25 protein-coding genes are annotated in these 24,150 nt (G+C 40.5%); all 25 read right to left on the bottom strand.

The window, feature by feature from the left end; translation table 11 throughout:
• Positions 1–15: 15 nt before the first annotated feature.
• Complete coding sequence (locus tag KQI91_RS09160) at positions 16–1,512, bottom strand: CD1107 family mobile element protein (RefSeq protein WP_216392494.1); 1,497 nt, start codon at positions 1,510–1,512, stop codon at positions 16–18.
• Positions 1,496–1,744, bottom strand: a complete 249-nt coding sequence (locus KQI91_RS09165; protein WP_055066060.1) for a DUF4315 family protein — start codon at positions 1,742–1,744, stop codon at positions 1,496–1,498. Before KQI91_RS09165 ends, KQI91_RS09160 begins: the two co-directional genes overlap by 17 nt.
• A 12-nt stretch (positions 1,745–1,756) precedes the next feature.
• Positions 1,757–4,597 carry a CD1108 family mobile element protein gene (locus KQI91_RS09170; protein WP_242999692.1) on the bottom strand — a complete coding sequence of 947 codons (2,841 nt, stop codon included), beginning with the start codon at positions 4,595–4,597 and terminating at the stop codon, positions 1,757–1,759.
• Positions 4,598–4,624: 27 nt separating this feature from the next.
• The gene (locus tag KQI91_RS09175; RefSeq protein ID WP_117640066.1) at positions 4,625–7,006 is read right to left on the bottom strand and encodes a VirB4-like conjugal transfer ATPase, CD1110 family; all 2,382 of its coding nucleotides are present in this window, start codon (positions 7,004–7,006) and stop codon (positions 4,625–4,627) included.
• Between the two features lie 55 nt (positions 7,007–7,061).
• Positions 7,062–7,490 carry a PrgI family protein gene (locus KQI91_RS09180; protein WP_118516206.1) on the bottom strand — a complete coding sequence of 143 codons (429 nt, stop codon included), beginning with the start codon at positions 7,488–7,490 and terminating at the stop codon, positions 7,062–7,064.
• Positions 7,491–7,504: 14 nt separating this feature from the next.
• Positions 7,505–8,377 carry a VirB6/TrbL-like conjugal transfer protein, CD1112 family gene (locus KQI91_RS09185; protein WP_005426566.1) on the bottom strand — a complete coding sequence of 291 codons (873 nt, stop codon included), beginning with the start codon at positions 8,375–8,377 and terminating at the stop codon, positions 7,505–7,507.
• A gap of 4 nt (positions 8,378–8,381) precedes the next feature.
• Entirely contained in the window at positions 8,382–8,513 is a 132-nt protein-coding gene (locus KQI91_RS09190) for a Maff2 family mobile element protein (RefSeq protein ID WP_411328439.1), read from the bottom strand.
• A 24-nt stretch (positions 8,514–8,537) separates the two neighbouring features.
• Complete coding sequence (locus KQI91_RS09195; protein WP_216392495.1) at positions 8,538–10,235, bottom strand: recombinase family protein; 1,698 nt, start codon at positions 10,233–10,235, stop codon at positions 8,538–8,540.
• A 26-nt stretch (positions 10,236–10,261) separates the two neighbouring features.
• Positions 10,262–10,444, bottom strand: coding sequence for a hypothetical protein (locus tag KQI91_RS09200; RefSeq protein WP_216392496.1), 183 nt, complete (start codon positions 10,442–10,444; stop codon positions 10,262–10,264).
• A 205-nt stretch (positions 10,445–10,649) separates the two neighbouring features.
• The gene (locus tag KQI91_RS09205) at positions 10,650–12,518 is read right to left on the bottom strand and encodes an AAA family ATPase (protein ID WP_216392497.1); all 1,869 of its coding nucleotides are present in this window, start codon (positions 12,516–12,518) and stop codon (positions 10,650–10,652) included.
• Positions 12,519–12,556: 38 nt separating this feature from the next.
• Complete coding sequence (gene mobQ / locus KQI91_RS09210; RefSeq protein WP_216392498.1) at positions 12,557–14,191, bottom strand: MobQ family relaxase; 1,635 nt, start codon at positions 14,189–14,191, stop codon at positions 12,557–12,559.
• Positions 14,191–14,556 carry a DUF3847 domain-containing protein gene (locus KQI91_RS09215; protein ID WP_129795760.1) on the bottom strand — a complete coding sequence of 122 codons (366 nt, stop codon included), beginning with the start codon at positions 14,554–14,556 and terminating at the stop codon, positions 14,191–14,193. The genes mobQ and KQI91_RS09215 overlap by 1 nt, the downstream gene beginning before the upstream one ends.
• 191 nt (positions 14,557–14,747) lie before the next feature.
• Positions 14,748–14,990: a hypothetical protein gene (locus tag KQI91_RS09220; protein WP_055158449.1), complete on the bottom strand. Its 243-nt coding sequence runs from the start codon at positions 14,988–14,990 to the stop codon at positions 14,748–14,750.
• Complete coding sequence (locus KQI91_RS09225; RefSeq protein ID WP_173786091.1) at positions 14,978–15,544, bottom strand: DUF3990 domain-containing protein; 567 nt, start codon at positions 15,542–15,544, stop codon at positions 14,978–14,980. The genes KQI91_RS09220 and KQI91_RS09225 overlap by 13 nt, the downstream gene beginning before the upstream one ends.
• Positions 15,537–15,761, bottom strand: coding sequence for a DUF3791 domain-containing protein (locus KQI91_RS09230; protein WP_005341260.1), 225 nt, complete (start codon positions 15,759–15,761; stop codon positions 15,537–15,539). Before KQI91_RS09230 ends, KQI91_RS09225 begins: the two co-directional genes overlap by 8 nt.
• Positions 15,762–15,811: 50 nt before the next feature.
• Positions 15,812–16,624 (bottom strand): alpha/beta fold hydrolase, encoded by an 813-nt coding sequence (locus KQI91_RS09235; protein ID WP_173786090.1) that lies wholly within the window; start codon positions 16,622–16,624, stop codon positions 15,812–15,814.
• A gap of 251 nt (positions 16,625–16,875) precedes the next feature.
• Positions 16,876–17,994, bottom strand: coding sequence for an AAA family ATPase (locus KQI91_RS16100; RefSeq protein WP_216392499.1), 1,119 nt, complete (start codon positions 17,992–17,994; stop codon positions 16,876–16,878).
• Positions 17,981–18,757: a DUF6414 family protein gene (locus KQI91_RS09245; RefSeq protein WP_173722550.1), complete on the bottom strand. Its 777-nt coding sequence runs from the start codon at positions 18,755–18,757 to the stop codon at positions 17,981–17,983. The genes KQI91_RS16100 and KQI91_RS09245 overlap by 14 nt, the downstream gene beginning before the upstream one ends.
• 15 nt (positions 18,758–18,772) lie before the next feature.
• Positions 18,773–21,538, bottom strand: coding sequence for a DNA methyltransferase (locus KQI91_RS09250; protein WP_216392500.1), 2,766 nt, complete (start codon positions 21,536–21,538; stop codon positions 18,773–18,775).
• A gap of 15 nt (positions 21,539–21,553) precedes the next feature.
• Complete coding sequence (locus KQI91_RS09255) at positions 21,554–21,760, bottom strand: helix-turn-helix domain-containing protein (RefSeq protein ID WP_195657242.1); 207 nt, start codon at positions 21,758–21,760, stop codon at positions 21,554–21,556.
• A gap of 146 nt (positions 21,761–21,906) precedes the next feature.
• A complete protein-coding gene (locus KQI91_RS09260) occupies positions 21,907–22,317 on the bottom strand; it encodes a single-stranded DNA-binding protein (protein WP_055307236.1) in 411 nt (136 codons plus the stop codon).
• A 23-nt stretch (positions 22,318–22,340) separates the two neighbouring features.
• On the bottom strand, positions 22,341–22,640 hold the full coding sequence (locus KQI91_RS09265) for a hypothetical protein (protein ID WP_242858680.1): 300 nt from the start codon (positions 22,638–22,640) through the stop codon (positions 22,341–22,343).
• Positions 22,641–23,327: 687 nt separating this feature from the next.
• The gene (locus tag KQI91_RS09270) at positions 23,328–23,609 is read right to left on the bottom strand and encodes a hypothetical protein (RefSeq protein ID WP_173722546.1); all 282 of its coding nucleotides are present in this window, start codon (positions 23,607–23,609) and stop codon (positions 23,328–23,330) included.
• A 14-nt stretch (positions 23,610–23,623) separates the two neighbouring features.
• The gene (locus KQI91_RS09275) at positions 23,624–23,971 is read right to left on the bottom strand and encodes a TnpV protein (protein WP_173722545.1); all 348 of its coding nucleotides are present in this window, start codon (positions 23,969–23,971) and stop codon (positions 23,624–23,626) included.
• A gap of 73 nt (positions 23,972–24,044) precedes the next feature.
• On the bottom strand, positions 24,045–24,150 hold a 106-nt coding region (locus tag KQI91_RS09280; RefSeq protein ID WP_216392501.1), incomplete at its 5' end, for a Maff2 family mobile element protein.

The following is a 24,150-nucleotide window of genomic DNA, read 5'->3' on the forward strand; positions in this document are numbered from 1 at the left end:
TTAAGTGAAACAAAGTTATTCCTCTGATTCTTCGTCTTCTACTTCACCTTCCATTTCATATTCTTCTAATTCTTCATCATCCTCACGAATTGTATCTTCCTCCTCATCGTCGTCCTCGTCCTCTTCATAATCAAAAGAAGTATTTCTTCCTTTCATAAATTTCCAATAATAGTAAGCACCACAAACTCCTGCCAGAACCAGCAGCATTAATAAAATCGTGCCGGAATTATTGCTTTTCTTCTCAGGTTCTTCCTTTTCTTCCGGTATGATCGTAACTTCTGGTTCCGGTATCTCTTTGATCTTCTCTGTTTCAAGTGGCAGTGCGGATTCTGCAATAGCCTGGTTCTGTGGAAGTGTGACCATGTTGGTATCCGTAAAGTTCAACAGATCATTTTCGCCTACCTCTGTAAGAAGATAAACATTTTCATCCGTTTTATCCTTATCTACAATCAGATAAAAAACCTTATCACTTTTTGTCTTGATCGTATAAAATTCCTTTCCCCCCTTGTCCTGAACTGTTCCTGTTGTCATGCCGGAAGCAGAACTTTCTCCCTGCATCCGCCCGGTATCTGCTTCTGTATCCGTTTCATTTCCTGTGTTTTCTGGTTCTGTTGGTGCAGTAGCAGTCTCGTTCGTTGTCTGATGTTCCGTTACGGTTGCCGTAGCACTGGTGGGCTTACTTGCAGTTCCATCGGCTGGCAAAGAAGCTGCATTCTGCTCCGTTCCGGAAACCTCTGTATTCTCTTTTACTGCATCTGGATTTTCATAATAAGGGTTTCCTACTTTATAGATCTCTGACATATTTCCTGCTTTGTCTTTTGCCTGCAGGGTAAAGTATTCATAGGAAGTATCCGCTTTTTGCAAACGGACATTTAATGTATTATTCGTCAGTTCTGTGAATTCATTTCCATTGACATACAAAGCAGCAATTCCCGATTCCGCATCAACTCCCTGCACGATCAGTATCCCATTCTTCGCAGCCGCAATAATAGTTGGTTTGGTTTTATCAAAACACTCTATGTAACGATTCTGCTCATAAGTATTTCCATTCTGATCAGTAACTCTCACATAAACACTACAATTAGAAGAGATGGATACTTCCATATTTCCGGTTATGTCTGACCATCCTCCATTTTCTGAAAGTCTTGCTTCTACTTTTGCAATAGAAAAAGCACCTGTATTCTTTGTATCTTCCACTTGAATTTTTACGGTTGCCGTATCTGTCTGCCAGCCTTCGGGTTCTGTAAAGGTAATCCCTACTTCTGGTGTTTCCGTCACATCATTTCCTGCATCTTCCTGTGCCTGTTCCACTGGATCTGCATGAATTTCAACTTCTGATCCATCTGAAAAATCAACATCTTCCGGGCTGCTTTCTTCTGATGATTCCACTTCTACATTATCTGCCCATACAGTCAGACTTCCGGGCGAACTATAAAAGAAAGCTCCTGCCGGAAGTCCTGCTAACGTAGCTGCGGTTAAAAATACAGCTGCTCTTTTATGAAATTTCTTCATTTTCTGTCTGCTCCTTTTCTCTGGTTTCCAATATCTTTTTTTGTTCCTCCTTGCTGATATCAATCATCAACTGAAGTTCCTCTGCGGAAACTCCATTGCTTCGGATAATTTTCAGATACTCCATATCCTCTGCCTGTTTCTTCTGTTCTTCCAGATCCCTTGCTTTTTTCTGTAGCTTTTCAATCTTAGCGTAGGTTCTTGCAAGTTCTTCTTTTATTCGTTCAATGTTCAAATACGCCCCTCCTTATGGCCTGCCAAAAGCATAAAAATGAGACTGCCAGTATGCAGAATTAATGGACGTATACTGAATTGGATTTCCACAATGGATCATCTGTCCATCTCCGGCATAAATTCCTACGTGGGTAACCGGCTCTCCCGCATCATACGTCCCAGTGAAAAAGATAATATCTCCTGGCCTTGCTTCTTCTGGTGATACAGACATACAAATGTCATAAATTCCCTGTGCAGTAAGTCTTCCCATATTGCAGACACCCGAATTGGTAAACACATAGCTTACAAAACCAGAACAGTCAAAAGAAGTCTCCGGGCTGGAACCGCCCCATACATACGGCATACCAAGATATTTGTCTGCTTCCGCAAATAATCTCCGCACAGTCTCATCATCATAACTGCCGCCTCCACCATACAGCCCGCTATCTCCGGTACTGATATAAAAAACAGGATTATAATATTCCCCATCTTTGACCAGTTCCAAATATAACTGGCTTCCGGTTGCACTTCCTGTACTTCCCGTTGTACCAATTACAGTATCTGTTGTTACTTCCTGACCATTTGCTACCGAAATGCTCTGCAGATAAGCGTATTTAATCTGCACACCTTTTTTATCCTGCGTAACTACATAATTTCCAAAAGTTCCGCTATATCCTACATCTACAACAAAACCATTCATCGCTGACTTCACTTCTGTTCCCTGTCGTACATTAATCGTCACACCTCTGTGAAGTTGTGTCTGCCCGGTTCCATTGTTTACAGAATACCCATAATAGGTACTGATATAGGCATACCAGTTTAACTCAACCGGAGTTTTATATGTCTGTAAATTTCCTCTGTTGGAATAGACCTCTTCATAAATTTCCTGCTCATCCTCTTCCATTCTGGACAGAATAACACTTCTAAGCGGTTTTGCCTGAACAGAAACATTCAGTACATCTGCAGTTACTGTACGGGTAACTTCCACAGAGTTCTGATTGCCCTCTGCCAGAAAACATTCCCAGGTCTGATGACCATGTGCCTCAGCTACTGCGTGATTATCATAATAAACATCAAACTGGACACCATACTGGGCAAAGTTTCCAGTATCTTCTACGGTGTACTCAATCCCATTCATCACTACTTTCGTCCCCATTGGAAGAAATGGGTTTGCAGCATCAACCGCAAGCGTATGATTAGCCTGTGGCATTGCCCCTGAAGCAGTAGGTCCTCCACTCCACACGCCACAGCAGATGGGACAATTACAGTATCCACTGGTCACAACATTTCCCAATGACTGCCCTACCTGTATTGTAGATGTTTCCTGCCGGGTTTCACTTTTTTCCTCTACGGTGATTCCGTACTGTAAAGAAAAAATTGTTTCCAGTTCTCCTTTTATCTCATCAAACTTAAAATCCCCATAACTGGCAGTCAGATAACTGATCAATGTATGAGGATCATGGCCGATTTCACCAATGTTATATCTGTATTCATCTTTTCCTGGATACCGGGCTTCCATCTGGTTTATTTTCTGTTGAAGACTGGCTTCCAACTGCGTATAATACAACTCTGCTTTTTCAATTTCGTCCGGATCCGCAATGTAACTGGAAGCGATTACCGTAGAAATTCCATTAGAAAACATAGCCGAACAGGAAGCAAATCCTGTCATTACGGAAAGAAGCAAAATCAATAACAACCCCATTGAGATCAGAGTAGTTACATTTCTTACAAATACTTCCTGTGCCTTTCTTGCAATTTTAGTAGCAAGATTTACTGACCGGATTGAGGTGTCTTTTGTTTCTTTTGCAATCTTCCCAGCCCGGTATGCCATCTGATACTCTCGCTTAATCCTCTGCTTCTGTATTAATTTTCTGATCAGCTTTTTCTGCATCTCTGGATGTTCTTCCAGATATTTCTGATATTGATACCTGGATGCACTCTTCCAGACTCTTTTCTCTAAACGGTTTTCTTTATGTATCTGACTGCGGTTCTTCCGGATATTTCTACTGCTATGTTCCTGTAATATCCACTCACCTGAACGCACCAGCTTATGTGCTGCATCTACAGCACTGTTTTCCTTTTCGTCTTCGCCTGCTTTCTGATATACTGCATTTTTTAATGCTTTCTTTGGAACAGAAGACAAGGTTTTCTTTTTACCATCCGTTTTCCCTGTTTTTTTGTCGAAATATAAATGGTACTTTACCTTTGCTTTCTGTTCCTCATTTGTTTTCTTGGTATAAACAGAATCTTTCGGAATTTTGTTCTGCCTCTCAGCTTCCTGTTTTCTTGCAGCCTTATCCACTTCCTGATAAGTTTTTATTGTTTTTCGGCTATATTTCTGCTTTCCTTTTTTTCGGTTTGTAGAAACATCATTCTTCTCTGCCTGAAAATGTCCTCCATCTGTTTCAGCCGAAGTTTTCTTTTCTTTCTTCAGACTTCCATCTGTCTCCAGTTTTCCAAACTGCAGTCTCTGCTGTTTCTTTTTCTGTCGCTGATACTGGCTCCTGTGTTTTTCTTTGCGCTCACGTATTTCTACCGCTGAATCCACAGATACACCTGCAGGCTTGTCCCGGTATCTGTACCGTCCCTGTGTTTTTCGTTTTCCCGGAGGACTGTTTGCAGCCTCTTCTTTTTTGGCAGGATTTCCCTCCTGAACTTTTTCGGAAAATTGTTTCTTTTCAGCTTTTTTATGAGAGTTTTTCTTCTTTTCAGAAGTAATAAATGCCTGTTCTACATCCTTCTGTTTATAAGGCAACTCCTGATCGCTGTTTGTAACTTTTCTGGTCTCCTTTGTTGCAAGATTTTCCTCAACCAGACCATTTCTGGTCATACGGCTGACTTTCTTCTCTTTCGCCGTATATTTTTGTTTTCCCAATGTACCTCACCTCTGCTTTTTTGTCCGTTAAGTCTGAATCTCATCCGGTTTAGTACTCATCAAAGCATAGGTTCTGGTATCCTGCGGATATCTGTCTGCAAAAGGTATGATTACATTTCCGTAAAAAAGCAGCCCTTCTCCTGCATTACTGTTATTTACAAAAGAAATCTGATGCTTGGAAATATTCAATTTCTCCGCAAGGATCTTCTGATCCCCGCTGTGCTGATTTAACATCAGGATAAAATCACTGTTTCCCACAATACTTTCTACTGCCAGAGAGCCAAGAAAATCTGTTACATTCTGACTGATTCCTGTAATGATTCCACCCCACTTACGAAATCTCTTCCACATTTCAATAGAATAATTAGCAGTCTGTGGCTGGTTCAGCAAAAGGTGAAATTCATCCACATAATAACGGGTTGATTTCCTGCGACTGCGGTTCTGTGATACTCTTGTCCAAACCATATGCTGGACAATCAACATCCCTGCTTTTCGTAGTGTGGTTCCAAGTTCCCGGATATCAAAGCATACCACTCTGTTCTGCGTATCGACATTACTTCGATGGTTGAATACATTCTGCGATCCTGTTACATACAACTGCAGACTGTTGGCAATGTTCTGTGCTGCTGGTTTATCTGGTGCATAAAAGTTCAGACGTTCATAGAAATCCTGCAAAGTCGGCATATTTTCCGGTTTTGGATCATTGTAAAGATATTTTTTATAAATGTCTTTTACACACAGGTCAATCATGGAAACCTCATCACCATTTAATTCTGCATTTTGAGGTTTCTTCATAATGACCTCGCAGAAAGATGTGATAAACTCTGCTTTATCAGCAATAATGGTATCAATATCCTCCACATCGCCATTAATCCTGTATTTCTCCGGATGATAAATAACATCCAGGTTCACTTCCATAGGATTGATGTAATCATTACTTTTTGCACTGATTTTAATAACTTCACCATTTAAGGCATTTACCAGCGGAAAATATTCTCCCTCCGGGTCACAGATAATAATGTCATCGTCTGTAATCAGGAAAACATTGAGAATTTCTCTTTTCGTTGCAAAACTCTTACCGGAACCAGGAGTACCCAAAATCAGGCCGTTGGGTGTTTTCAATCGTTTCCGATCCACCATAATGAGATTGTTTGACAGTGCATTTAAGCCATAGTAAAGAGCTTCACCGCCTTGGAAAAGTTCCTGTGTGGTAAACGGAACAAAGATTGCTGTAGAAGTCGTAGTCATAATTCTCTGTATTCCAGTCTGGTTCATTCCCAGTGGTAGTGATGCCACAAGTCCCTGTTCCTGCTGATATTGAAGTCTCCGTATATTGCAATTATATTTCTGGGCGATTCCTGCAGTCTGATACACAATATTGTCCAGTTTTCTCTTATTGTCCGCTGTATTCATCAGCAAAAAAGTAAGTTCAAAAAGTTTCTCATTCCTGGACTGGATTTCATTGAGCAATCCCTCCACATCCTCTCCGTATGTAGAAATGTCCGTTGGAATAATATCCATATCATATCCGCTTCTGACCGCTTTCTTCTGTTCTTCAATTTTCATTTTCTGAATATTTGACAGCGTACTTTTCAGGCTTTTAATAGCTGCCTTGGGATCAATTGGACGCAGGTGCATATTGATGATAAGATTCTCTTCCAGATCCAGCAGATCTGCCAGCAGTTTATCCGTAAGTTCTGGTGATGTAATCTGTAAATATGACACGCATCCAAAAGTCTGTCCCATCCGAAAATAGCTGTCATTGCGAAAATCAAATCCGGTAGGTGCAATAAAGTCTTTTGTCTGCAGACCTGTTTTTGCAACCATCCCATAATGGAAATGAAAAGATTCTTTTGTGTCCATATTCATCACATCATGCAGAATTTTCAGACGTTCTACCCCATTTAAAGGCTCTGCCATGGCTCCCATCACCTTAAAATTATTCAATACACTGGCTTCAATTCTCTCCAGCCTGGATTTTGCATTTCGCAGATTATCCGCTTTAATGGAAAATGTAATATATTTTGTTTTTACAAGCCCATTATTTCCTTTGGAAAGCTGCATTTTCAACATATCCGAATATTCTTTCCGGATATCATTGAAACAGTCATCCTGCTCTGGAATATCAATATTTTTTGCATACTCATCAAAATTCACCTGTTGATTAAGAAATGTAATTTGTACCTCGACAGAGCTGTCAAATGAATTCAGGAACTCACAATAGTTTTCAAAAATAGCCGCTTTGTCATCATTCTGCGCTAACTGGTAATTTATATCGTAAAACTGCACCATTTTTGAATAATAATTATCATCCGTCCTGCAGATACCATCCTTATATATTTCCTTATATGGAATCGTATCCTGCGCTGTAAAAGGCTTTCTCTTCTTCTGATTCTCCGCTTTTATCATTCGAAGTTCTTTCAGACGCTTTTTTTCTTCTTTCGTAAGCCCGGTTTTCTGTTTCTTATTTTTTTCGGTCTGCTTTTTTAAAGAAATGGAACGGATTTCTCGCTTCCCTGGCTTCTTTTGCCTTTTTCTCAAGCCATGCACCCTCTTTCTCTAATTTATCGTACTCTATAATCCGGTCATATAAGTTTTGGGAACGATAGACCCTGATTCCAGGTCTTAAAAATTTCTGCCGGATAATGTGAAGCAATATTTTCTCTGCTGGAAATCCATCCTTTTCATACATTGCAAAAAAGAAAAATGGCAGCATCACTATGATCATAAGCGTTGCTGCCACATCTGTTCCCATTCCTGCTTTTGTCAGCAAATAGACCGGAACACCACAAATTCCTGCCAGAGAAAAACATATAATTTGTCTTTTAGTTAAATTCAGTGCTAATTTTGTCTTTATTTTTGAAAAATCTTTCGGCACTGGAACATATGCCATATTCTTGTTTCCTCCTAATGTGCATTGAAGATTGATTTTGCCAGGGAACTGGTCTTAAACAGGCTGAAACATAAAATAACTGTATATGCTGCAACTGACCAGATAGCTGTATGAAGATTATCCGCAACTGTAATAGCATTTACCAGAACTGCATAAATCGCAACACATACCATCATAAAAAATCCCTGGAATCCCAACGCTAATAATGCCTTCACGTAATTATTTCCAATACTTCCCCATTCCCTGTTCGTAAATGTTGAAAACGGAATAGGTGCCACAGAGACATAAAGATATATTTCTATCATTCGTCCATATAAAATGACGGTAATCAGGACTGATATGATTTTTAGACATAAACTGACCAGCATCGTTTCCAGACCAAGCCCCAGTAATTCTCCGATTCCCATATCTTCAATCTGTGTTTCAAGAAGCGTTTTCAATGCTTCTGTAACATCAATAGATGCGGAACCGGTTATCATACCACCAGCATTGGATACCACATGATTCGCTACATCAAAAATTGCCATCGCAATATCAAAAGTATGAGTAACCAGATATACCGCTACCCACATCTTAAAAATGTATTTGAAAAACATAAACGTATCCGTATCGTGCATATTGTTTTTTTCCATAATCATGGAAATCAGCTCATAACACAGTACAAATGTAATAATCATCCCCGCAATGGGGACAATGACATTATCCGACAGATTTTTTATCATGGAAAAAATGCCACTGTTCCAATTTTGGGGTGTTTTCCCAACCTCTGTAGCAATCGTTTCTACTTTGGTATTTACATCGGTGAACATGGTATCCAGGTTTGATGTGATCCAGCCTGTTAGCAGATCCTTTATGAACTCTGTTATTTTTTCGGTTATTCCACCCATTTATTTATCCAAACAAAGTTGCAAGCTGTGGAATCAGGTTTATTCCAATCAGTACGATGCCACCGCCCGCCATCAACTGTTTTATGTCTTTTATGAGAAAATATTGGCTCGAAATGAGCCTTGAAAAGATTAAAATAGATTAAATTTTGATAGATTTTTCTTATTTATGGGAGCCGGAACCTCTTTCGATGGTTCCAAGCTCCGGTATTGATTTTAAATTGAAATGAATTTCCATTGTAACCGTTTCAGGAGTACGGCGGTAATTTTCTGTTCCGTCTTTCTCCTGCGGTTCTGAGATAATGATTTTACTGATCAGCCGGTTCAGAAGATTGGCATCCAGTTCTTTGATATCCGCATACTCGCTGATATCGTCAATCCACTGTTGGGACTGTGCGTCCAGTTTTTCTTCTGTGTTCAGCACACTCTCATTCTGGGAAAGTTCCTTTTTGATGTCCGACTGCTCTTTCTGCGTCTTCTCCAACATCTTATCAAAAACAGATTCTGTAATCTTGTCATTGATGAGGTCGTCATACAGTTTTGCAATCAGCCGGTCTAACGTCTCCAGACGGTCTTTCTGCTTTGATACCAGCTTCTCCAGACTGTCTCTGTGTCCCTGCGTATCTTCCTCACACAACTCTTTTACCCTGTCTTCCAGTTCTGTTCCATCTCCGGTGACTGCTTTTGCACATTCCTGGATTCTGGTAAGGACTGCATCATACAGATCATCAGCGTCCACTCGGTGCTGAGTGCAGTGTGCTTTCCCCTTATGGATATAAGTGGAACAGGTATAAACTTCATGTTGGTCTTTGGTGTGTGTCTTCTTTAATGTTAATGCACCGCCACACTCTGCACAGCGGAGTAAACCGGCAAACATACTGTATTCTCCCTGTTCTGTCTGGCGTTTCCTGCCTTTCATCTTCGCCTGTACCAGAGCAAATACATCCTGTGGAATGATTGCTTCGTGGGTATCCCTGACTGTGATCCAGTCCTCCGGAGCTTTATCTCCCTGATTGCCAATCTTAAAACGGTAGTACCTCTTCTGGGAAGCCATGTCACCACAGTAAACGGGATTCATCAGCAGGGATTTCAGATAGGATTCATCCCATACATATTTCCCATTTTCAGGGTCTTTCTTTTCCCATTTTGTGTAATAGGTACGGAGTCCCCGTTTCCGGTGCCACCATGACGGGCAGGGAATCTGCTGGCGTTCCAGTTCTCTGGATATGAAGTTAATCCCATGACCATCCACCGCCCACTGAAAGATTTTCCGGACAATCGGTGCTGTCTCATCGTCAATCAGGAGATGTCCCTTTTCCTCCGGGTCTTTCTGATATCCCAGTGGTGGAACAACGCCTGTAAACTTGCCCTTGGTTGCCTGCAGATGATAGGACGCATGGACTTTCTTGGAAATGTCTCTGGAATACATCTCATTCAGTACATTCTTAAACGGAGCAATCTCATTGTCCCCGTCAAAGGTATCCACATTGTCGTATAATGCGATATACCTTACTCCATGCTTCGGAAAAAACTCTTCCATCAGAAATCCTGTCTGTACATGGTTTCGTCCCAGTCGGCTCTGATCTTTGGTGATTACAAGATTCACCAGTCCTTTTTCACAGGCTTTGAGAAGTCTCTGTAAGTCCGGTCGGTCTGTGTTCAATCCTGTATAACCATCGTCTTGAAACACATCCACCACCTGCCAGCCCTGTGACTGACAGTAATTCACCAGAATGTCCCTTTGGTTGGAGATGCTGGCGCTCTCTCCGGTCAGTTCGTCATCTTTGGAAAGTCGGCAATATACGCCAACTCTCCATGTTGCATTTCTGTCTGTATTGTTACTCATATATCTGTTGTTCATCTGATACCTCCGTTACGTTGCACATCCTACGCAGATTTCAGATTACTGAACTCATAATCATTATACTGCTTATCTTTCATTATTGCAAGTTTATCTTTTGTTTTCGTGTCACGTATTTTCTGTGCGATCACTTCGGCAAATACTTCTTTTGCGTCCTGATCACCGTCAAAATATACTTTGATATTGATGATTTTCTTCATCGCTGCCATTGTAAAACCTCCATTTTGGGTAAAAAAAAGCAGGTAATCCATTTTTACAGATTAACTGCCCAGACTGTTGATTGCCTTTTTGAATTTTCGTATGGATACCTACTGTTTTCGTTCGATTGCCTTGCACGGGCAGACGGCAGGCGGCAGGTAGGGTATCTATAAAGCCTGCCGTCCACTCCAAAATCCTGCCGTCACCCATTCTCTTTTATTTTTTTAATCGAATGGTATTTTCCTGTTTTTCATTCATCTGATAATCCAGTTCTTCTTTCATTCGGCTTCTGGCTTCACGCATGGTTCTCTGGGAGATTCCCTGTGATTTTGCCTTTTCATCCAATTCCCGAATTGTGACTGCATTTCCGTCCGCAAGCAGTTCATAGATCAGTTTCGTTCCTCGTTGCAGCTTTGTTTCTGTCGGCTTTCCTTCCTTTCCATCCAGAAGATCATCGGAAGAAATCTCATAAGCTCCCACCCATCGGAAACCTTCTTCATCTCCAAGTTTAAATGCCATCGTCTCACCCGGAGGTGCAAGAGAACTTTTCTCATGAATCAGCACTCTTGTTGTCGGGTCTTTCTTTACTTTTCCGATGAAAAGCAGGCTTCTCACTGCCGCCATGATATCAATAGAGCCAAGTCCCCGGTAAGTACTCTGCGTACCCGAAGATTTATTCAGATGTCCAATCAACACAATCGCACAGCCGGTCTTTTCAGCAATCATTCCCAGTTTTCGAAATACCGGACGGACTTCATTTGCCCGGTTCATATCCACGTCGGCACCGATAAATGCCTGTACCGGATCAATGATTAAAAGTCTGACCTGATTCTGACGGATTGCCTTTTCGATACGGTCATCGGATAATGTCAGTGCTTCTTCTGTATCATCAATGACCATAACCCGGCTCAGATCAGCACCGGCTTCTACCAGTCTCGGCTTGATTGTGTCTCCCATACCGTCTTCTGCAGTCTGGTATATTACATTGAATGGTTCAATCTCTTCCATATTCGGGAAAGTCTTCCGGTTCGTACAGGCTGCGGTCAGCATCATGGCAAAATAAGTTTTTCCCTCTCCCGGATTGCCCTGGATAATTGTCAGCTTTCCAAATGGCAGATAGGGAAACCACAGCCATTCTACACTGGTCTGCTCAATATCTTCATAGCACAGCATCGGCACTAGTTCTTCCGGTGCTTTCATTGTAACTGTTTCAATGATTGCTTTCTTCCTGTCCGCACTTTTATCGCAAAGGATTTCATTCCAGTCCTTTCGGGACGGTTTCAGACGGATGACACTGTATCCGTCCGGGATTTCTTCTGCCAGTTTCTCACAGGCTTCATTCCCTGGCTGGTCATTATCCAGGCACAAAAATACAGAAGTAATCTGAGGGCGTTCAGAAAGAAAAGCCATCAGTGCCACACCGGAGATGCCACCCAGACTCAGGTAGCTTCGTTTCTTCCAGTCTTTGGGAAACAACTGGATAAAAGAAAGCAGATCAATGGCTGCCTCAAACACAAACAACTGATTATCCGTCCCTCTGTGACTGAATCCGCAAGATTTATCAGATCCAGCCACATCTCCCCGGTATTTTATTTCACCTGTCCCCCTGCAATGGGCATATCTTGGAATACCATCTGCATCTTTTCCAACAAACACCACATTATGGTGCTTCTTTTCTTCATAAATATCCCCACTGCTGATCCATTTCTCCACCAGATTTTTTTCAATCCCTCTGTTTTCTGTCAGATATCTGATGATTCTATCATTATTTTCCTCTTTCTCTGGCAACCGGAAGTCAGGGGACGGGGCGGGGCAGGCACTGTTCCTGCCTTCGCCTTCCTCCCCGGTCAGCATCTTGACAGCTTCCGGAAACGTAGCATTGTAAAATTCCATCACAAAATCCACCGGATAGCCACCCCTCCCCTGACTGTGCCTGTACCACCTATTTCCAGACACTGTTACACTGTCATGCTTTTTCCAACGGTATTCCTTTCCGCTTTTCATCAGTTGTTCTCCCTGTGCGTTCAGAAAAGATACAAGATCTGTCTGGTTTGCTCTTATAATCTGTTCTTCCGTATACTGCATTTTCCTCATCCTTTCCTGTCTGTCCTGCTGACAGACTGTTATAAACTCATCTCATAGTTCCGTTTTTTCTTCACTGCCTGTTGTTTTGCATCACGCTCTGCACATTCTTTCTTCTTTTCATCCAGTTTTCTCAAGAGGGAAGTCTTCTTTTCTGGTTTCTGCTCCTCCATTTTTTCTTCTGAACGCCCGGAAGTATCTGCTTCTGCCATTTCCCGGTCACGTCTGGCAATGTCTGCACAGCTCTGTACCTTTTTTACAAACGCAAGTTCCTCCTGATACGGCTGATTGTCTGCTTTCAGCTCTTCGATCACCGACTGGAGTTCTTCTTTCTCCCGTTTCCATCTGGCAGTTGGGACTTTCCCATTTTGATCCAGATGCTGTTTTAGTTCCCGTTCACATTTACGGTAATAATTGATTTCTTTTTTGTGCTGCTGATAATATTTCTCCCGTTTTTTCTGGAAAAAAAAATGATTGTACTCATCAATCAATGGCTGGTTCGTCTTGATTACCTCTGCCATTTTTTCCAGATTCTCCAGTTCCTTTAACTGTTTCCGCTTTTCGGAAATTTCTTTTTTACTGACAGAAACAACACCGTTCAATTCCTCAATCCGTTCCTGCAAGTCCTCCATCGTCTCTATCTGATGTGTCTGAAGATAATTGATGGATTTTGAAAATTCCTGTAGATTTGAGAGATTCTTACCTCTTCGTTTCATCTCCGCATAGAAATTAGGAAGTGGCGGTCTTCCCTGTGTCTTTTTATCATAATAGTCCTGCAGGCTTTCCAGGAGTGTCGGGTTCTGCCTGCGATCCAGCTCGGCTTTCATTTCTTCATAAACAGTCTTCATCCACTGAATGGATTCTTTCAGGGAAATGAACATCTGGTTGAACTGCCGGATTGCCCGGTTCAATTCTCCGATCACCGTTTTGATTCCCTTTTTCTCCATTGCCCGGACTTCATATCCCTCGTGGATAGTCGGGATCAGGTCAATCCCCTGTTCTTTGTAGGAACGGTGGTCGATTCTGGCTGCCATGTGGCACTCTCGAAATTTTCCATTTACTTTCTCTGTCCATGCTCTCCGCCACTCCTTTAAAAGCTCCGGATCATTCCAACCGGTAGTGGAAACAGCATTGAACATCTCCTTTCCTTTAGCATCCTTCACCCGGTTTCCATCCTCATCAAGAATATATTCCCGCCTCTGCTTATTGCCCCAGATTCCTTCCTCTGTAAAAGGACGGATTGGTACAAGCACATGGAAATGTGGATTATCCGGTTCTTCTTCATTGTCCGATTTTCCCTCATGGATTGCCAGATCTACGATCATGCCACGTGCCACAAACTGCTCCTGGCAGAACTCTTTCGCCAATCTGATATTTTCCTCAAGTGTCAGTTCATTCTGCAGGGCAATGTCAAACGAATAGGCAAGCTGCGCCTTGTTGTTCCTTTCCACATGCTCCACCTCGTTCCAGAGGGTTTCCCTGTCAGTCAGACGCTCCGGCACATACTCCGGTGTCAGGATTTCTGTAAATACCACACCCGACTTGCTTGTATAATCGTGTATCTTGTTGTAATAACTGTCAAAAATCCTCTGCCCGGAAATATAGGCTGCGGAAGCGATCACCATCTGTCCTTTCCCTCTGGATACATGTCTTACTGAAAAATGATACAGTGCCATTAGCTGTCATCTCCCTTCTCTGTTTTTTTAACTGCTTCGGCAATCTCTTGTCTGTCTTTTTGTGAAGCAGCTATATAATTCTGCCGCACAACACTCTTGTTGTAACTGCTGTTACGCATCTGGTTCATTACCTCCTGAAATTCTTCCTGTTCCAGATCTCTTGACAATGGAAACGCTTTCTCAAACTCTGCCCCTTTGACAATCAGCCGGTGGGAACGTTCTCTGCGTTCCACCAGCTTTTTCCTCTGTTCCAGAAGATTTTTATTGTGGATTGCCGCCTCCAGTTCCTGTCTGCTCTTTTCCATATTTGCCTTCAATTCTTCCAGCGACATGGATTCGTATTTCGGATTTTTTGCTCTGCTCACTCTGTCGTCCTCCTTCTTTTCTGTAAATAAAAAGAACCGGTTCATTCATAAATGCCGATTCCTGGGTATAAAAAAACTGAGGTCATTGTTCCATAATTAGGAAATGCTGACCTCAGTAACTTTTGAAATATTTAGTTGTCACAACGATATAATAGCGGAAGTTTTCAACACAATCCGAATATGCATTCATCTCAAATCTGATATCCGGATTTCTTTAACTCTTCCCTATACAATTCAGCAATATATGCTGGACCATTGCACCACAGCTTTGTGTTCTCATCATACAGTGCTTTTCCTGTCTTTGAACAAAGAAAATCTGTCAATATCTCTTTTCTGTCCTTGCCCGTTTCTTCTGCAATCTCATCTGTCACCATAGTGATAAGAAGGTCGATTGTATAATTCATTTTTTCCTTTGGAATTGTTACTTCAGCCATATCTTCTCACCTTTCATAAATTTCAGGCACTCAATAGCTGCTTCCGTTTTGAAGCAATATTGATCTTTTAGTTTATTGGGCAACAACTGTCTGATGCAGAAATCGTCTGCCTCCTTATCGCCTGCTGTCCCGAAAGCCCCGGCAAGGTAAGCAGTAAGGGTAGCGTTTGTTGCATCATCCGCAATCTTTCCTGCAATGATATCATACCTTGCCATTTCACGTTCCACTTCGATAAACATTTTTTTCTTTCGATGAGCGGCAATGCAATGTAACCAGTCTACATCTGCATTTTCAAAAATATGCATTTCAAGATTTCCTGAAAGGTTGAATTCAAAAGTTGAAATATATCCAAACTTCTGTCCTTCTTCAATTGTTCCGGTTGCGATTGCTTTGGCTATTGAGGTTCTCAGAAAACTTTCTGCCTGCTCCTTGGATGTAGTTAAATAAAATCCCTGCCCAAAATCTTTTCTCTTTGCACATTTGGCAAGATCTGGCTCTTTTACCTCACAATAACTTCCATGATAGAGAACAAATCCATCTTTTAACTCAAGCACTAATCTTTATCCCCTTTCCTTCCAGAAATTCTGTAATGTCTTCAAGCACAGCTTCATCACCCTCACAATGAAAAATCCCATAGCATTTTTCTATATATCCAAGAACATCGGCTTCTTTAAACAAGTGGATAATCTGTTCAACAGGTAAATGCCACTCTTCTGAAGCAAGCCGAATTAATCTTGTCTGCATGAAAGTAATCTCTGTTTTCTCACTCATTATGAATCCTCCTCAATTTCTTGGTCAATAAAATTAGAATTTATCTGTTATTAAACATCTGCAACAAATTCTTCTATTAAACTGTTTATCAATTCCGGTTTGTCTGTATTAGAATTATGTCCAGCTCCTTCGATCCACTTCAAAGGAATTTTTCTCTTTTGGTGCCATGCTTTGTTATACCGTATACATGAACCAGCGTGGTCTTGCGTTCCGCATATTAACAGAGATGGACACTTCAGCTCATATGGCAGATTCTTTTCCATTGCATCTGCCAAAATGCGAAAGCCATGCCCCGCAATTTGCGCATAACGCTTTTGATCACCATCATAGACCAACATCATTTCACGCATTAGATTTCTGCCATAATCAGACATGGCAACTCCTTCCGTTCCCGATTTCAGAAGCAATTTCCACGGATAATGAGCATATACGGGTTCCATTCGCTTCAAAAGCCAGAGTTCAACCGCAGTCACATAGTTCCGTTGCAGCGGTGCAGAGTCAATAGAGATAAAACCTGTTAATCGATTTGGGTAAAGCTGTGCATAAGCCTGTCCCACATATCCACCCATAGACTGACCAATAATGACCGGCTTGGTAATTTTTTCTTGATTCAAAATGTTGTTCAGCCATTTTGCCTTATCGAACAAGTCGAACTCAAACCGAAACGGCCATGAAGAGGCGTGTGCCGGTGCATCCCATACCACAACATTATACTTCTCCTTGAAATGTTGAATCTGCTTATCAAACAATCTATGATCGGCAGTCAATCCAGGCAGAAAAACAAGAGTAATTTCATCTGGGTGTGAGACGCTTACCCAATAGTGGATTGTTCCGCAAGGAGTCTGATATGTTTTTTCTTTCATTGATTTTCCCTCCACAACTTCCGATTTCACGCTTTCTTTCCCCTATATGTTTGTATCTGAGGTATTCAGTCACAAACTTCGGGGATAGGCACCTGTGCCGCAAGGGGAAACATCCCCTTGTCCGAAATCTCTGATTTCGCTGTATTTCACGGATTAAGATTCCTCGAATCCGTGAATAGCACCGCAGGTCGCACGATACAGGCAGATGGAATTGCCTGTATAGAAGTGCGCTCTTAGCTTTGCTAAGAGAATTATATTTCTGTTTCACCGCATATTTTATTAAGTGCCACAAGAGAGAAAGTATCCTTTATCAAATGTTTTATTTCTCTTGCATTTGACTGAGTAACTGCACCTTTCTTTATTTTGTCAAATAACTCTCTGTCTTCAATATCATAATCTTCCCTCAGTCTTTCTATTTCTCTCTCTGCAATTTTTTCTTTTGCCATACCTGACAAATCATTAAATTTAATAATTGAATCAAAACGGTTATATATCGGCAATCCTAAATGTTCTTTTATCTCATCAATTGTTTTATAATTTGAAGTACACATAATAATTGCCTTATTTACTACCACTTTATAATTATGATCTTCATAAATTCCTTCATCAAATAATTGATAAAATGCACTATGGAATATAGATAAAGCTTTATCAAACTCATCAAACAACAATACATTAGTTTCTCTAACCAAAAGATCTTGCGCAAAGCTTTTTTCGTTATATCTTCCACCAAAAATATAATTGGCCGACTCATTATTCTGATACATAGAAAATTGTTTTCTTAATAATTTTCCACCCATCAATTCTGCCATATATTGTGCGGATTCTGTCTTTCCAAGTCCTGAATCTCCATATAACAATATTACAACCGGCTTGCTTTGTTTACCATCTACCAGAGGATATATTGCTTGAAGCAATTTCTTTTTTGCTCTTTCCTGTCCAATTATCCTTTCACTATATTGGCTATTAAATGTTTGTATCATTTCTTTTGAAACTTCCAAATATGGCTGTTGCGTTTCATGAATAATACTTTTATTAAATGTTCGGTATATCTGTTCTCGAATACTTTTCGGTGGATTTTGAATGTACATATTTGTTATGGACATTTGGAAAATAAAATTTATAAAGTTTATAATTACATGTTCCTGAACACTACAGTACTCATCTGCATGAATAACAAAATCCTGAACTCTCGGTTTCTTCTTTTTCTTAGGCTTTGGTTCTGGCTGCCCTGGAATGTTAACAAACACATCCATTTTTTTATTACCATCATCAAGTTTCGCTGCCATTTCACTAAGATTTCTTGCACTTTTCGGAACAATCTTTTCAAAGGCAGAATCAGATCCTACAAAAATTTCAATCTTCTTCACGTACTACACCTGCCAATACTATATCATAAACATCTAATTCTTTTTCTTCTTCAGCAGCAGACTTTTCTCCCTCTACAATTTCTTCTGCTGTAGTCTTGTCTTCTGCTGGTTGAAAATCAAACTCTTTATCAATCGATAAATGATTTTCTCCACAAGTTCCAACCTTTATTCCGAAATATGTCAGCTTCATTTTGCTTAAATCGACAAGATTATAATTGTTTTTAAATGCTTGAAGGTTAAATCTCAATACGCTTTTCCGCTCTATCTCTGTTTTTAAAAGCATGTCATAATAACCCCGTTCACCTAATATTGCCTCATTTAATTTTTCCATATCTATTGGCATTTCTTCTTTAGGCACAATTGTCAAATATGAACTGAGCATTTTATATAATGTCACAGAATTTTCTGGTGCATAAACACCACTATTCTCGAATTTTTTTACGTGTTCATCTTTCGATGCTGCCTGTATATAATCTGTAAGCAACGTATTTTTTATTGTTTTGTCAAAAGCACTGGTCAGTTCAGCGGAAGCACTGGCATCAACTTTTCCCTGAAATGTTGCTTTAATATAATTCAAAATATTAAAGCCACTTTTTGCCTGAGCTTCAATTTCAGCAACTATTTTAGCTATTTTTTCTTTATTTTCCTGTGTTGACCAATCAAGTCGTCCTCCATTTGTAACATCAACATAATCCTGTGCAGCAGCTTCATCAAAATATACTATTTTTAGAAACTCTATTTTCTCAGTGTTTTTATTTTTCAACTTTTCTGCTCCTTACTATTTCTGTTCCTCACACAATTTCTGATATCTTTTCATAAGTTCTGCAACACATGCAGCTTCGCTTTTATAGGCTTCACTGCCTTTTGTAAATCCGTATGCCTGCATGACTGCCATATCATTTTGCTGATGTGCCTTTCTCAGTTCTGGAGGCATCGTTAATTCATCATACAGCGTTGCAAGACTGCTATTTGGATACAATGCTCTTGCATCAAGTATTGCTTGAGCAGTCTTCTCTATTTTTTCCTTTTGCTGCTCTGTTGGCTCTGGCCAAGGGAAATTATTGTATACAACATCTTTTGAATAACTATAGTCACTTTTTAATCGCATACATGTTACTCGCATCCAAGCCATGTGAATATTTGAAATTATAATTCCAAAGTCATACAGTGAAGCATCAGGGATTACCTGAACCCTATCGGTTACAATTGTTCCAGCTTTAATGAATCCCATAGGAACATAACGTCTTGCTTGTGAAGATACTCTCGGCACAATGATAAAATCTTTATCAACTGGCTGCGTTCTCTGTGCAAAAAGTGTTGGTGTAGCTGCAAATTTTCTTATTCCAGCCGCAACGCTATTTTCTCTCGCCTCTTTACATTTCTTTATTCTTTCCATAATCATTGGACACTTTTTCAAGTCTTCTGGATCTGCTCCAACAAGCCATAAACACCATCTTTTATTCCCTTTGATATATTCTGATGCTCCCAAAAGAGGATGGATATATTTCTTTGCATTCGGATCTTTTTTAATAAATTCATTTAAGTCCTCATCTTCAATAATCAAATTTCCTCCATCTGCTGGTTTATTACCATATATCATTTTAGGAATATCACACAAGGGTTTATTCCGGCTACGTACTAATATATTATCTCCATCCATCAGATAACGATTGATATTTTCAGCCACTGTAGTTCTTCCATTATCGTACAAATATTTATTCGAACGTGAGAATTTCGCAAATCCAATGATCACACAATGTACATGAGCTTTTACACTGGCTTCACTATCCCATACAAACGTTCTATATGCAAAGTTAATAATATCATCCTGCATAAAGTCCCAAAATCTGGATACCGTTTCACCTTGAACAATTGAATTTGTTGATACAAAAGCAACTTCTATTTTTGTTCCCCGAATATAATCTGACGCTTTTTTATACCAGGCACAAACAAAATCAAGATTCTTTACCCCTGGAAAAATATTTTGCATATCTTGTTTCTGCTCAGCTGTCATAAAAGTAAATCCATGAAATGGTGGATTCCCCATAATATACGACACCTGATTTTTGGGTACAACACTCTCCCAATCAATCTGTAAAGAATTGCCTTCCACAATAAACGCATTAGTTGTCAATGGCAGAAAATCTAAATTCATGTGAACGATGTCTTCTGTCTCTTTCATCATCTGAGATTCTGCAATCCACAAAGCTGTCTTTGCAACTGTGACAGCAAAATCATTGATTTCGATTCCATAAAACTGATCAATGGAAACATGAATCGGGGAAGATTCATCAAAGCCAAAAGTAATCTGTCCTCTTTGCAATTCTTTTATGACTTCATTCTCCAATCGACGGATACTAATATATGTCTCTGTAAGGAAATTTCCACTACCAGATGCCGGATCAAGCCACCGGAGATTTGACAGCTTCGTTTGGAAGTCTCTCAACTTTTTATCTTTTGTTCTCTGAACGGTTATTTGCTGAATTTCTTTCAGCTCATTTTTCAAATCGTCCAAGAACAGCGGATCAATGACTTTATGAATATTTTCAATGCTGGTGTAGTGCATACCGCCGGAGCGTCTTGTCTCAGGATTCAGTGTACTCTCAAATACCGCACCAAATATAGTCGGACTAATTTCTGACCAGTCAAAATCTGCTGAGGCTTTTTCCAGTAAAAGGTTTCTGATTTCATCTGTAAACTGTGGAATTTCAATATCCTCATTTGCAAACAGCCCACCATTTACATATGGGAACTGTGCCAGAGATTCTTCCATGTATGGATCTCTGTCTTCTGGTTTTGTATCAAGCACCTGGAACAGCTCAATCACGGCTTTTCTCATGTGCCTTGTATCAAATTCTTCCAGATAGTCATGGAACATGCCATGCTGTCCAAAAATACCGGCATCCTCTGCATACAGGCAGAATACGATTCTGACACAAAGGATATTCAGACTTTTCATTGCCCGCTCTGTTGTCGAATCAACATATTGTTTTGCCAGTGCATCATACAAAAGCCCTACAATTTCACCTGCGGCAATGGAAACTTCCATTTCTTTCTGAAGATTTGTGTTTCCCTCGTCCACAAGGAACTGTAACCGATAATATTCTTTTTCCAGATCTTCCAACTGGATAATCTCCGGATCGCCACCCGGCTTTTCCATATCGTAAATATAAAATGACTGGAAATTACTGGTTACGATCCATCTTGGTCTTTTTGAATATGGCAATTCGGAAGAATATCTTTTTGCCTGTTCAAATGGTGTCAGCATAGAGCCGTCGGCCTGCCGGATAGCAGCCGTCAGGCTCTTATTTATACTTTTCTGTTCAATCATGACATGGGTTTTCTCAATATACCCATCAATAAAACTGGTGTGGTCAAGGTGTACCTGATCCTCAAAAGAAATAAACTGTGATATTTCCGTTACACCAAATACCGTTGTCAGAAGCTCCACCCAAAAGATCTGACTGTCGCCTTTTTCATATCCACGGTCTTTCCAGTTTTTTGCAAATGCTTTCGCCGCTGCTCTTTGCTGTGTATTTGTCATTGCAGCAACCTCCTGTTATTCATCCTCTGTAAATTCCATCATCTCATCAACAGTGCAGTCCAGCTTCTTGCATATCTTCTCAATCGTCTCCATTGATACATACTGATTTTTTCCCATCCGGGCAAGAATATTACCACTGATCCCAGTGAGGTACTGCATCTCTATCCGCTTCATATTTTTATCTATGAGCATTTTCCATAATCTGTTATAACTTACGCCCATAAGCTACCTCCATATTTCTCATTCAACCATATTTTGATTATATCACGTTTTCGTTAGGTTGAATACCTGTAATTTTTGATTTCTTCTTTAAAATGGAAAAGAGAATGCCCCGGCAAAGAGCAGCCTCTCCAACCATTTATCCCGGTTTAGTCAAATGGAACCTCTCCTTCCGGTGCTTCCATAAATCCGTCCTTATCTGTTTTCTGTGTTTCTGACGAATCTGCACCGGCACCGTTATCCTTGTTCTGAGCAAATTCATGTTCTTCCACAATCACATCTGTGGTGTAAATTGTTTTCCCGTCCTTATCCTTATAATTACCGGTGCTGATACGACCTCCGATCACAATTCTCGTTCCCTTGTGAAGATATTTCTGTGCAAACTCTGCACTCTTTCCAAATGTGACACAGGAAATAAAATCTGCTTCCTGTTCTCCGTCACGTTTATATCTTCTATTTACCGCAAGTGTATATCTTGCTACTGCCATATCATTATCTTTTCCGGCATATTTGATCTCCGGATTCTTTGTCAGTCTTCCCATTAAAATCACTTTATTCATAATCGCTACTGTCCTTTCCGCAGCTACGCTGCCATTGCATATTCTTCATCATCTGGTTCATTGTCCGGCATAAACATTGCACATGCGTCCGGTGGATTAGTATCATCCGGCGAAAACATTTTCCGAATCATTTCATATATGCTCGGATACCGATATGCGATTTCTTCTCTTGCGAGGAATCTGCATACCTTGTAAAGATTCTTTTTCATTTCTGCATCCGTTGCAAGCATAGCTGCCAGATGGATTCTTTCCTTTGTACAGTTCAGATTCGGGCATCCAAACCAGTGGATTATCTGCATTTCTTTCATTTTCAGTTCTGTCATAAACTGCTCCTTTCCAGGCATTTCGCCCTGTAAACATTGTTATCAGTTTCATTCGTCCGGCGGTCTGGCGTGCGTTTCCCTGTCACCTGCAGCCGTCTCAGACTGCCTCTGCCTGCATAAGCAGGTCACTGACCATAAGGCTCCGGTCAGCCGCCCATCATCGGGAGTGTCATTATGCTTCCGCTTGCTCTCAGGAAAAGAAAGGTCATGGCAGAACTCCTGTTAGGCTTCCAGGGTGCACTTATCGGTTGTCAAGGTTCAGCGAAGGAACATTCCAAAACGTCCTCTGATTACTAAAGTCAAATGACTTGTCAGAATGCAAAAAATTCGTGATATTTTTTTGCATTTTTATCAGTTTTTCTTTTATTTTCATTAGTCCCTTCACATACTCTGTACTGGGACAAGCAAAAGCGGACATGATTTTGGAGATTTTTGAAAAATAATTATTCCTCTACCTATAAAGCGTTGGAAATGGTATTTACCAACCCCCTTTTGCAAGTTTTTTTCGCATAAATGAAATATTCCCTCACTAATAGCAAGTTTCAGAGGGCGTTTGGACGGTACTTTCGCAGAAAAATTTATTTTTTCTACTAATCACACGTGGGGACTTGAAGAATGTCAAATTATTTTTCAAAAAATCAAAAAAGAAGCACCGACCATTACAGTCAGTGCTTGTAAGATGACTATTCAAATGTTACTGTCCTTTTCACACACAAGTCTTTCATAGTCCAGAAATCCACGGATATACATTTCTTTTGCCACATGTCCTTCCATGGCATTCTTCGCTGAGATAATTCTGTCCAATGCCTGCCACATCTCCTGTCCGGCATCTCTGAGGACTGGTTCCAGTATTTCTATGTAATAATGAATTTCTGCTTCCAGAGAAAACATCTCCGGATCAGATTCAAGAAATCGTTCCAGTTCCCGTTGGTATTCTTCATAATAGCTTTCAATCAATTCTCTTCTCATATCTGGAATCCCCCTTATACATAAATCAGTTCCTGCTTGATGATTTCAGCAGCCCGATTGCGGATATTGTTGCAGTGGCGTACCCATTCCATAGGATTCTGTCTCTTCAGTTCCTCGGTAACTCCCTCTGAACTTCTCATTTGCGCTTCGATCAGCTCAAAGCGTTCCTGTGCCTGTTCATTCAGATCTGCCAGATAGCTGTCCAGTCTGGTAGTCAGAAGAAGATATGTATAAGTTCCAGATTTATGTTCTTTCAGATATTCCTTCCGAAGCATTCCCCAGAAGCCAATCGGTCTGGTTTCCTCCGGGTAGTAAAGATTCGGTAAATAATAGTCTCTAACTTTTGTGTATTCGATTTTCATGGTGTCTCCTTTCGCTTTGCATGAAATTGTCATGTTATCTGCGTAGGATGTGCGTTTTTCCTTTAAAATCTTTTCACATAGAAGACATTAAGTGTTTTATTCCTTGTGACTTTGCACCCGGATTGTCCGTTCCATATCCTTCTAGCAGATTGATCACTCCCCAGGCTGCAAGTCCGGCT

The sequence above is a fragment of the Blautia sp. MSJ-19 genome (assembly GCF_018918125.1).
In the GTDB taxonomy this organism is placed as follows: Bacteria; Bacillota; Clostridia; order Lachnospirales; family Lachnospiraceae; genus Blautia_A.

Coding starts and splice junctions, on each gene's coding strand:
- KQI91_RS09160 (WP_216392494.1), bottom strand. CDS start 1,512: ATGAAGAAATTTCATAAAAGAGCAGCTGTATTTTTAACCGCAGCTACG.
- KQI91_RS09175 (WP_117640066.1), bottom strand. CDS start 7,006: ATGATAAAAGCGGAGAATCAGAAGAAGAGAAAGCCTTTTACAGCGCAG.
- KQI91_RS09180 (WP_118516206.1), bottom strand. CDS start 7,490: ATGGCATATGTTCCAGTGCCGAAAGATTTTTCAAAAATAAAGACAAAA.
- KQI91_RS09185 (WP_005426566.1), bottom strand. CDS start 8,377: ATGGGTGGAATAACCGAAAAAATAACAGAGTTCATAAAGGATCTGCTA.
- KQI91_RS09195 (WP_216392495.1), bottom strand. CDS start 10,235: ATGAACAACAGATATATGAGTAACAATACAGACAGAAATGCAACATGG.
- KQI91_RS09200 (WP_216392496.1), bottom strand. CDS start 10,444: ATGGCAGCGATGAAGAAAATCATCAATATCAAAGTATATTTTGACGGT.
- KQI91_RS09205 (WP_216392497.1), bottom strand. CDS start 12,518: ATGCAGTATACGGAAGAACAGATTATAAGAGCAAACCAGACAGATCTT.
- mobQ (WP_216392498.1), bottom strand. CDS start 14,191: ATGGCACTGTATCATTTTTCAGTAAGACATGTATCCAGAGGGAAAGGA.
- KQI91_RS09220 (WP_055158449.1), bottom strand. CDS start 14,990: ATGGCTGAAGTAACAATTCCAAAGGAAAAAATGAATTATACAATCGAC.
- KQI91_RS09230 (WP_005341260.1), bottom strand. CDS start 15,761: ATGAGTGAGAAAACAGAGATTACTTTCATGCAGACAAGATTAATTCGG.
- KQI91_RS09235 (WP_173786090.1), bottom strand. CDS start 16,624: ATGAAAGAAAAAACATATCAGACTCCTTGCGGAACAATCCACTATTGG.
- KQI91_RS09250 (WP_216392500.1), bottom strand. CDS start 21,538: ATGACAAATACACAGCAAAGAGCAGCGGCGAAAGCATTTGCAAAAAAC.
- KQI91_RS09255 (WP_195657242.1), bottom strand. CDS start 21,760: ATGGGCGTAAGTTATAACAGATTATGGAAAATGCTCATAGATAAAAAT.
- KQI91_RS09260 (WP_055307236.1), bottom strand. CDS start 22,317: ATGAATAAAGTGATTTTAATGGGAAGACTGACAAAGAATCCGGAGATC.
- KQI91_RS09265 (WP_242858680.1), bottom strand. CDS start 22,640: ATGACAGAACTGAAAATGAAAGAAATGCAGATAATCCACTGGTTTGGA.
- KQI91_RS09270 (WP_173722546.1), bottom strand. CDS start 23,609: ATGAGAAGAGAATTGATTGAAAGCTATTATGAAGAATACCAACGGGAA.
- KQI91_RS09275 (WP_173722545.1), bottom strand. CDS start 23,971: ATGAAAATCGAATACACAAAAGTTAGAGACTATTATTTACCGAATCTT.